Annotated in this window: 8 protein-coding genes and 1 pseudogene; 5 read left to right on the top strand and 4 right to left on the bottom strand. The window is 41.2% G+C overall.

The genetic code is table 11. The annotated features are described in order from the left end of the window. The 3 genes from C3Z13_RS03125 to bioB form a co-directional block, all read left to right on the top strand. Window positions 1–736: ABC transporter permease family protein (locus tag C3Z13_RS03125; protein ID WP_146256858.1), on the top strand; the 736-nt coding region annotated here is incomplete at its 5' end. A 77-nt stretch (window positions 737–813) separates the two neighbouring features. Beyond that, window positions 814–1,509: a thiamine ABC transporter ATP-binding protein gene (thiQ, locus tag C3Z13_RS03120; RefSeq protein WP_103854971.1), complete on the top strand. Its 696-nt coding sequence runs from the start codon at window positions 814–816 to the stop codon at window positions 1,507–1,509. Further along, a complete protein-coding gene (bioB, locus tag C3Z13_RS03115; RefSeq protein WP_103854970.1) occupies window positions 1,506–2,540 on the top strand; it encodes a biotin synthase BioB in 1,035 nt (344 codons plus the stop codon). Before thiQ ends, bioB begins: the two co-directional genes overlap by 4 nt. A gap of 54 nt (window positions 2,541–2,594) precedes the next feature. Here the strand turns inward: bioB and C3Z13_RS03110 are convergent, their stop codons facing one another. Continuing rightward, window positions 2,595–3,143 (bottom strand): Crp/Fnr family transcriptional regulator, encoded by a 549-nt coding sequence (locus C3Z13_RS03110; protein WP_245872521.1) that lies wholly within the window; start codon window positions 3,141–3,143, stop codon window positions 2,595–2,597. An 18-nt stretch (window positions 3,144–3,161) separates the two neighbouring features. Continuing rightward, window positions 3,162–3,966 (bottom strand): annotated as a pseudogene (locus tag C3Z13_RS03105) (sulfite exporter TauE/SafE family protein). A 290-nt stretch (window positions 3,967–4,256) separates the two neighbouring features. Between C3Z13_RS03105 and C3Z13_RS03100 the strand changes: the two are divergent. Continuing rightward, window positions 4,257–5,135 (top strand): porin, encoded by an 879-nt coding sequence (locus C3Z13_RS03100; RefSeq protein ID WP_181022001.1) that lies wholly within the window; start codon window positions 4,257–4,259, stop codon window positions 5,133–5,135. Window positions 5,136–5,409: 274 nt separating this feature from the next. Further along, complete coding sequence (locus C3Z13_RS03095; protein WP_103854967.1) at window positions 5,410–8,346, top strand: chondroitinase family polysaccharide lyase; 2,937 nt, start codon at window positions 5,410–5,412, stop codon at window positions 8,344–8,346. A gap of 729 nt (window positions 8,347–9,075) precedes the next feature. On the opposite strand, the gene fur is transcribed toward C3Z13_RS03095, so the two are convergent. Next, window positions 9,076–9,564 carry a ferric iron uptake transcriptional regulator gene (gene fur / locus C3Z13_RS03090; RefSeq protein WP_103854966.1) on the bottom strand — a complete coding sequence of 163 codons (489 nt, stop codon included), beginning with the start codon at window positions 9,562–9,564 and terminating at the stop codon, window positions 9,076–9,078. Window positions 9,565–9,593: 29 nt separating this feature from the next. After that, a partial coding sequence (locus C3Z13_RS03085; RefSeq protein ID WP_181022000.1) for a flavodoxin domain-containing protein occupies window positions 9,594–9,904 on the bottom strand: 311 nt, incomplete at its 5' end.

The raw sequence follows: 9,904 nt of genomic DNA, 5'->3' as shown, positions 1-9,904 counted from the left end.
TTTTTGTGTCAGCAGCGTGCTGATTTTTCTCTTTTCCCCACTGCTTTATATGGTGGTGGCAGGGTTAGATTGGCAAGCGTGGCAAAAAGTGGCGGCCAATCCCCAGTTATGGCGCGCCTTAGGCTATTCTTTAAGTATCGCCTTATGTTCTGCGCTATTTGCGATTTTATTTTCAATGGCATTGCTCTTTTTGGCTCGCCGTTTAGCTTGGCAACATCACCGCTATTGCGCCAATTTAATTAGCAATATGGGAATGATCGTGCTTGCGATCCCCACCTTGGTGGTGGCGCTAGGGTTGTTTATTCGCTTGCAAGCAATGGATTTTCAGCCGTGGCATTTATTGCTGATTGTGGCATTTTGTAATGGCATTTTGGCGATGCCTTTTGTGATCCGCACGCTTTCTGTGCCAATGTATCAAAATATGCAATATGATCGCCTTTGCCAATCTCTCGGCGTGCAAGGTTGGCAACGCTGGAAATGGGTGGAATGGCAAGCTATCAACACCCCAATGCGATATGCTTTCGCCTTGGCTTGTGCTTTATCTTTGGGAGATTTCACCGCTATTGCTTTATTCGGCAATCAAGATTTTATCTCTCTGCCGTATTTGCTTTATCAGCAATTAGGCTCATATCGTATGCAAGAAGCGAGCGTTACCGCCTTGATTTTATTATTGTTATGTGGCGCATTATTCGTGCTGATTGAGCGTTCGCAAAGGCAGGGCAAAGATAAAATTTGAAAAAAATTGCACCGCACTTTATCTTTGCATTTTGGTATGTTTACCACATTCTTTCGTTTTATGATTTAGGCAACACGATGATTAAACTGGATACTTATTTTCATTACCCCAATCAACCAATGCACTTTAAGCTGCATATCCCCGCAGGACAACGGGCGGCCATTGTAGGGGCGAGTGGGGCAGGAAAAAGCACCTTGCTCAACCTCATTGCAGGATTTGAATTGGCGGACAAAGGGGAAATTTGGCTCAACGGGCAAAATCACACCTTTAGCGCCCCTCATCAACGCCCTGTTTCAATGCTGTTCCAAGAGAATAATTTGTTCACTCATTTGACGGTAGCGCAGAATATTGCTTTAGGGCTAAAACCAAGTCTAAATCTTAGCGAGTTAGAAAAAGCTAAGGTGGCGAAAGTGGCAAGTGCGGTGGGATTAGGGGAGTTTTTAAATCGCTTGCCTAATGCCCTTTCAGGCGGACAAAAACAACGTGTCGCCTTGGCGCGTTGTCTGTTGCGCGATAAACCTATTTTATTGCTTGATGAACCCTTTTCCGCCCTTGATCCTCATTTACGCCAAGAAATGTTGCATTTATTGGATAAGTTATGCCAGCAGAAAAACTTGACTTTGCTTATTGTGACGCATCAACCTGATGAATTAACAGGAAAAATTGATCGCCTTTTGGTGGTTGAAAATGGTAGGATTAGTGATAAACCATTACCCGAATTAAAATTTAAGTCTAAAATAGACCGCACTTTTTACAACAAGGATAATTTATGACAACCACAAACATTCAAATTCCCTCTTTAACACCGCACCCAACGTTGGAATACTGGTCAGTGTGTAAAGTGGAAGCTTTATTTGAAACGCCTTTTTTAGATCTTGTGTTCCGTGCTGCACAGGTTCATCGTGAGAATTTCAATCCGCGCGCGATTCAGCTTTCCACCTTAATGTCGATTAAAACTGGTGGCTGCCCAGAGGATTGTGGTTATTGTCCGCAATCGGCGCGTTATCAAACGGGCGTGCAAAATCAGCAACTGATTGATGTTGATGAAATTGTGGAAAAGGCGAAAGTGGCAAAATCTCGTGGCGCAAGCCGTTTTTGTATGGGGGCGGCGTGGCGTGGGCCAAAGCCAAAAGATATTGAAAAAATCACCACCATTATCAAAGCGGTGAAAGCGCTTGGCTTAGAAACCTGCGGCACATTTGGCTTATTGCAAGACGGAATGGCTGAAGATCTGAAAGAAGCTGGGCTAGATTATTACAACCATAATATCGACACTGCGCCAGAACATTACGAAAAAATCATCGGCACACGCCAATTTGATGATCGCATTAATACCCTTGGCAAAGTGCGTAAAGCTGGCTTAAAAGTCTGCTGTGGCGGGATTGTTGGAATGGACGAAACTCGCAAAGAGCGCGCGGCCTTTATCGCCAGCCTTGCGAATCTTGATCCACAACCTGAATCTGTGCCAATCAACCAATTAGTGAAAGTGGAAGGCACGCCATTGGCAGAAGCGGCAGAATTAGATTGGACAGAATTTGTTCGCACCATCGCCGTGGCTCGCATTGTAATGCCAAAAAGCTATGTGCGTTTATCCGCAGGTCGTCAAGGAATGTCGGAAGAAATGCAAGCAATGTGCTTTATGGCAGGGGCAAATTCCATTTTCTACGGCGATAAATTGCTCGTTACTGAAAACCCTGAGGAAGACGGCGATCAACTGCTTATGGCAAAACTCGATCTTGAGCCAGAAACGGAAGAAAATCGCGGGTTAAAAGAAGAACCCTCTTTGTTTAAAGAAGTGATGTAATAGTAAACTAGAATAGAAAAATCAATGGCAGCGAAAGCTGCCGTTTTTTATACCTTATAACAACCCTTTTTTACGCAAATCCCGACTAATACGAATAGCGGTTTCTGTTTCGCAGCCAGCGTATTCACCAATTTCACGGTGTGTCCAGCGGTATTCAGGGAAGTTTTCTTTTAAGAAATAAATGCCATCAATCACTCGATCAAGGCTTTTTAAATAAGCGCTTTTGGCAAGGCGATCTTCCGCATCTCGTAATTCATTGGATAAAATTTGGAATAATAAACGAATGGTTTCAGGATTATCTAAAAAGAATAAATCAACATCTTGCGGCGTGATTTTGATTATTTCAGCTTCCATTAGCACTTTCGCAGTGCAGTGATATTTTTTATCGCCAAAAAGCGTGCGAAAACCAAAATAATCCTCCGCTTTATAAATTCTGACCAAGCTTTCTTTGCCATTTTCAAGGGTATGATACAACCCGATTAGCCCATTTTTGACAAAATAAAAAGACTGTGCGGTATCCCCTTGGCGATAGATTTGTGTGCCTTTCTCAAGGGCAACTAAATGATTATATTGACAATTTTTTAAATTCATCTGTTCAAGCATTTTCATATCCTATGAGATTTATCCTTGTATTACGCGCAATATTAGCATATAGCAGGCAATAAAAAGTAAGATCATACCGAGCAATTTGCGCGCCGTGTCTTCTTTGATAATGCCACGAATTTTCATACTGGCAAAACTCATAAAAAAAGAACTTAGCACTACAATCAACACAGTAGAGAAGCTCACATAGCCAACTTGCAAGGAATGAGGAATCACTACCTCGGGCGTTTTGGCTAAATAGCCATACAGGTTGCCAATACCCCCAATCACCATCATATAGTTAGTGTAAACCGCTACACTTTTAATGTTTACACTCGGCAACTGGCTAATTAATGGCGACATAATCGAACCGCCGCCGATCCCAGTAATTCCAGCGATTCCTCCACCAAAAAAGCAGAAAAGACTACCACGCAGACTATCATTTTTCTGTGTTTGTTGCTTTTTCTCATTGCGCTGATGTAAAAAACGTCTTCAATGCCAGCACCGTTAGCGTAATCACAAATACCCCAATAATCACGTTGTCGGAAACTTCAAAACTAAGATGAAATCCAAGCTGTACGCCAAGGATCATACTTAACGACCAAAGTAGCAATTTTTTCTTATCGATCTGAATTTTAAGTCTATGAAAGTAAAATAAATTAATTAACGCTGATCCCATCACGATAGTCAGCGATGTGGCAGAAATCATTTGAATAGGCATTTGCGGAAAAAGCGTGTGCAAAATCGGCACCATCAACACCCCACCACCAATACCAAAAATGGCTGACATCAGGTTAGTCAATATACCGCATAAAATAAGAATAATGATCAAAGAAAATGTCATAGGCGATCCTTATGATTTTTTCTTTATTATGAATAATCAAACCAAGAATCCTTATGATCGGTATCATAAAAATAACTATCAAAACATTGTTTCAATATTTTTGTGATCTTGATCTTGTTTTTGAAATATTATGCTTTTCTCCATTGAAATATTTGCCTATCATAATAACGAATGATCAGTTTTAGTTACTTTTGTGTTGTATTTAACCAGCTTGAACATCGCAATGGCTCAGATTAATCGTATTTAATTTGAGGTGTCTTTTCACAATGAATAATAAGGATTATTGCTATATGAAAAAATCACTTTCTCTTCTTGCGCTTTCACTTCTCGCAGCAACAAGCACAGCAAGTGCGGTAGAAATTTATAAAAAAGATGGCACGAGCGTGCAGCTCAACGGGCAATTTAGACCAATGCTTGCACATACGGAAGGAGAACGCTCAGACTTGCGAGATCGTGGTTCGCGAGTGGATTTTATCTTTGCACAAGAAATGACAGAAGATTTACGATTGATCGGTAAAACCAGAATTGTTTTTAATGGGAAAGATGCTAACGGTAGCAATCATTCAGGCTTTGGCGAGCCGCGTACTGCACAACTGTATCTTGGTGTAGAACACAAATCCGTAGGGCGTTTATATTTAGGTCGCCTACCAACCAATGGTGATGCCATTATGTTAGGAGACTGGCAATTAGGGGGAAGTGGACGTAACCCACTTACCGCTTCCACTGAGAAAGGGGCACATTTCAGAACCGTGGAATTTGCTGGTTTCCAGTTTGGTGCTGATTATTTATTTGGTTCATCTGAAAAAGGCGTTGATAACTCACCTAAGCACTTAAAAAATGGTTATGGGCTTGCGTTATATTATACGAATAAATTAAATGATGACTGGCGTGTCCGTTTTAGAGCAGGGTACACTCGTGATAACTACGATAGCCACCAATTCTCAGCACCAGACAGCACTGGAGCAAATAAATCTTGGATTGAAAAAGCTGTAAACCGCTCTGCGTGGCGTGTGGCAGGTGAAGTGAAATACCGTAATTTGGAAGTTGCTTATAACTATGGTGAATTAAAAGATCTACAACGCGCGAACTATCTTGACACTAATGCAGTAAAGAAAAAGACATTTCCTCGCAGCAAAATATTTCATCACGCCAAAATTTGCAGGTTATAGCCAATTCCGTTATGAAAAACGTGGTGAAAATGTAAATCACGGTTACACCTTAGGGCTGGATTATCGTCCAATCAAAAACTTGATCACCTTTATCGAATTTGGGCGTGATCGCAATATCAGCAACGTAAATGTACATAATAAATATGTAAACCAATACTACACGGGCTTCCGTTTCTTATTCTAAGGGAGAACCTATGAAAGCGAGCTTATTTCCAAAGCTGAGCCTATTAACTGCCTGCGTTATTGCAGGCAGTGTTAATGCGGCGAATTATGCGTGGGATTTTTTGAAAATGCACAGCCACCAGCTTATTTAACGGTAACCAATGGACAGGTTGCGCCGAGTACGTTGCATTACAAGGACGGTAAGCAGGCGTTGCATTGGCAATTCGAGCCGAAAGGGCGGTTGGTTTTTGCGCAAAATTTAGATTTTTCACAAAATGACGATATTTTACCGCAGACCTTTATGCTATGGCTTTATAACGATAAAGCCTTAAAGCAGCCTTTGCAATTTGCCTTTGAACAAAATGGCCAGGTGAAAAAATCCTTTAAAATTAATTTAGATTTTGTCGGCTGGCGTGGTATTGCCGTGCCATTTCGTGATATGCAAGGCGAAAAGGTAACAAACCTAGATAAATTGGTGATCCAAGCGCCTGATGAAGCGGGATCGCTTTATTTAGATCAGCTTTTATTCAACGTACCAGTAGATAATCGTTACCCAATTCCAGATTATCAAGCGGATTTTGTGAACCCAGCGGCAAGCACGGCGGTGAATAAAAACTGGAATGGCTTGCTGATGTATGATCGAATGCTAAGCAAAAATTACCCACATTTTGATTTTAATACGAGCTTTCATTCTGATCCGCAAAGCGAAAGCATTTATCAACGCTTTGAACAAGTGCTAAATGTGTTTGCAGATAAACCAAGTGCGGTGGATTTTTCACAAATTTTGCAGAAATATCAGGCGTTTAATATTAGTGAAAAAAATGGCGTAATCCAAGGCGCGATGCTGGATTTCCCTGCGCGACAAAAATTTATGAAGAACGCACAGGTGTTTAGCAAACAAGATCAAGCGTTTCTACTGAGTTCTGTGTCAATGCGCGAGCTGGGCAAAGTGATGTTAGAAAGTGCAAAAGCCTTGCGTACAGGCAAACTGACAGATGAACAACGCCAACAGCTGGAAGCACAATTCTTACTCGCCACCCGTTATTTATTTGATCAAGGTTTTGTACGAGGTAGTAGTATTCAAATTGTGAGCCATATGGGGTATCAAAATCGAGAAATTTTTGATGCCTGGTTCTTAATGAGAGATTTGTTATCTCAGCAAGGATTGCTGGAACAAGCTCAAGGTGCAATGGCGTGGTTTAGTGGGGCTGGACGTATTTTTGAACCAGATAGCAGTATTGTAGAAGCGAATGTAGATATTCTTAATACGCAACTGCAATGGATGTTGAAAAGTATTTTATTATTACCGAATGAAAATCAACGTGCTGGGCTGTTAAAACAGTTTTCACATTGGTTGAGTACGACTGTTTTACAATCTCAAGGGGTTGCCGGTGGGTTTAAGCCTGATGGTTCAATGTTCCACCATTCACAGCATTATACAGCCTATGGAAAAGATGCGTTTACAGGGCTTTCTCCTGTTGTTTATGCAATTAGTGGAACACCTTATGCACTTACTCAAGAGGCGAAAAAACGTCTTGATGATGTGTTGTATAAAATGTGGGTTTATACCAAAGAAGGGCATATCCCTATTGTAATTAGTGGCCGCCATCCAACAGGGAAATTCTCCATTGCCTCTGCGCCTTATAAATGGTTTGCTTTAGCGGGCGATGAAAAAAATTCGGCAAAAATCAACCGCACTTTTGCCGCCATTTATGCCGCGCTTGAACATAAAGCAGAGTTTGAAGGTGTGCCAGCCGCAGCAGAGCCTACTGGAGCCTGGGCAATGAATTACGCCTCGATGGTGGTTCAGCGTCGTCACCAAGATGATCCAAAACTTTCTTGGCTTGCCATTGCACGAGGATTTAGTCGTTATTTAGTTGGCAATGAATCCTACGAAAAAAACAATCTGTATGGACGTTATATGTCCTACGGTGCGTTAGAAATCATTCCTGAGCATTTCAATGATCGTGGCTATCGCTATGACGGTTGGGACTGGAATCGTTTCCCTGGCACCACAACCATTCATCTGCCATACCCTGAGTTAAGAGCCAAATTATCACAGCTCCCAGCCGCAGGATTGGAAGAAATGCTGCTTTCTACCGAAACCTACGCAGGTGGAACGGATCTGCATAACAATAGTATGTATGCAATGAAATTGCGCGGCCATAGCAAATATCAGCAAGAATCCTTGTTCGCGAAAAAATCCTACTTCCTTTTTGATAATCAAATTATCGCCTTAGGATCGGATATTCGTAATGATGACAAACAGCACGCAACGGAAACCACCTTGTTCCAGCATAATGTCGCAGATCTTAAACCAATGTTTATCAATGGAAAACCATTGGCAACCTTAGGGACAGTGGAAGAATTATCCGGCCCTGTTACTTTGGCAGATCCTGCGGGCAACCGCTATTATGTGAGCGCAGGGCAAAAATTGACGGTGCGTTATCAAGAACAAGAATCTGTTGACGATCGCAACGATAAACCAACCCAAGGCAAATTTGCTAGTGCAGTGTTAGATCACGGCAAAGCTCCAGAAAATGGGCAATATGAATATGCCGTACTCATTGCACCAAACGCTGATGAAGGAGTGGATTACCAAAAATTATCCCACAGCAGCAAATTACACGCAGTGCGTGATAAGCGTAGTGGTCAAGAAGGCTATGCCTATTTTGAAGCAGAGCAAAAAGACGTGGGCGGCATATTGCTTGGGGCAAGCCAACCGCTAATGGCAATGGCTCAACAAGGCAACGAAGCAGGCAAGGATTATCTTGATCTATCTATTGTGAACCCTGATTTTGCTTTCTATCAAGGCACGGAAGAAGATCAAGTGAAAGACGGCAAACAAGTGGAAGTGAGCATTTATTCTCGCACTTGGCGTAAAACCCCTTCTCAACCACAGCATTCTAGTGTAACGGCAAAAGGCAAATGGCAACTCACCCAAGCTAGCCAATGCGCCAAAGCTGAAGTGAAAGGGGAAAACACCTTAGTTTCCACCCAAACCACAGACGCAACCCCTTGTAAAGTGAGATTGATTGCTATGAAATAACAGCTAAAAATCTACGAAAAAAATACCGCACTTATCTGCATCCCAAATCCTAGACATCTAGGAAGTTTAAATATTGAGCTCTGTATTATACAGAGTTCAATTTGTTTAATGTGGTTGAATCCGTAGCTCATTATAATAGTGAATATACTTGCAGTGCCACCTTTAGCTCCGGGACATTAGCAAAACGATTCGGGTAAAAACATTTTGATTTCACAATGCTAAAACACTTTCTATCACCGCATTATCATAGCAATTTTCCTTACAACTCATACCCTGAATCGCCTTTGGTACTCCCTTTTCATCCACCAATATTTCTCACTAAGCAGCCAGTTGATAAGACAACCTTAGTCGTTATAAATCAGCGGTACCGCGCCAGAAACTCGCTTAACAAGGCTTCTTTAAGTATTTTCGATACTAAGCCAAAACTTTGTGGCCGCCCGATTTGGTAGGCAATAATCTCATGGTTCACCAAATCCATCATTGGCGAAAGATATTATAACTTCTAGCTGACGAATTAGCCCATTAATACCATATTTTAATGAGCAGTGACCAAATCACAATTTGATTATGGATAGTTGGAAAGACTGCAATATTCCTCTGCCTGATGGAGGCTCATGCCTTTCTCAGAGGCTAAGGAAATCGTCCATAGTTTAAATTCTGTTGAATAATGTTTTCTCATAAAAAATCTGCTCCTTAATCGTGGATGATATCCAACTTTTTGGGAGCAGATCAAAGAGCGGTGATTTTTTTGTAAGTTTTTGGAGAAAACGAGATTATTTTTTTTCTCTTTTTCATCACACAGTTATCAATATCACTACATTTTCCGTAAAGATATAAACTGTGGGTTTTTAACTTAATACCGTGTTGTTCACTGATTTGTTTTTGTCGTTGTTCAATGATTTCATCATTAAATTCAAACACTTTGCCACAATCCACGCAAATAATGTGATCGTGATGCTCGCTCGGTGCAAGTTCAAAAACAGATTTATTTCCTTCAAAATTATGGCGAATCAGGATATTTGCTTCGTCAAATTGATTAAGCACACGGTAAACGGTGGCTAAGCCAATATCTTCACCACGTTCAAGCAATAGTTTATAAACATCTTCTGCAGAAAAATGCGACATACTATGTTCTTGCATTAACGCTAAAATCGTTAAGCGTGGTTCGGTGATTTTTAACCCCGCTTTTTTAAGAAGTTTGATATTTTCTTCAGACATAATGTTTCCTTTCTTTTGCTCTTGGTGGGTTATTCAACTAACTCAGCTAAACACATTTCATCAAAAACTTGTTTTGTCCATTTCTCAACACGTTCTGTGGTGAGTTCTGGCTGACGATCTTCATCAATACATAAACCAACAAAGGTGTTTTCATCAACTAATGCTTGTGAAACTTCAAAGGTGTAACCTTCTGTTGGCCAATGACCTACGATAATCGCGCCTTTCGGTTCGATAATATTACGTACCGTTCCCATTGCATCGCAGAAATATTCGGCATAGTCTTCTTGGTCGCCACAACCAAAAATGGCCACTAATTTATCGGTGAAGTCAATTTCTTCTA

Source organism: Avibacterium endocarditidis, assembly GCF_002921145.1.
Taxonomy (GTDB): Bacteria; Pseudomonadota; Gammaproteobacteria; order Enterobacterales; family Pasteurellaceae; genus Avibacterium; species Avibacterium endocarditidis.
Note: the sequence above shows the minus strand (reverse complement) of the source record. Positions and strands in the feature narration are given on the sequence as shown.

What these genes read in the sequence shown, in the direction of transcription:
- thiQ (WP_103854971.1), top strand. Translation starts at nt 814, where the DNA reads ATGATTAAACTGGATACTTATTTTCATTACCCCAATCAACCAATGCAC.
- C3Z13_RS03110 (WP_245872521.1), bottom strand. Translation starts at nt 3,143, where the DNA reads ATGCTTGAACAGATGAATTTAAAAAATTGTCAATATAATCATTTAGTT.
- C3Z13_RS03100 (WP_181022001.1), top strand. Translation starts at nt 4,257, where the DNA reads ATGAAAAAATCACTTTCTCTTCTTGCGCTTTCACTTCTCGCAGCAACA.
- fur (WP_103854966.1), bottom strand. Translation starts at nt 9,564, where the DNA reads ATGTCTGAAGAAAATATCAAACTTCTTAAAAAAGCGGGGTTAAAAATC.
- bioB (WP_103854970.1), top strand. Translation starts at nt 1,506, where the DNA reads ATGACAACCACAAACATTCAAATTCCCTCTTTAACACCGCACCCAACG.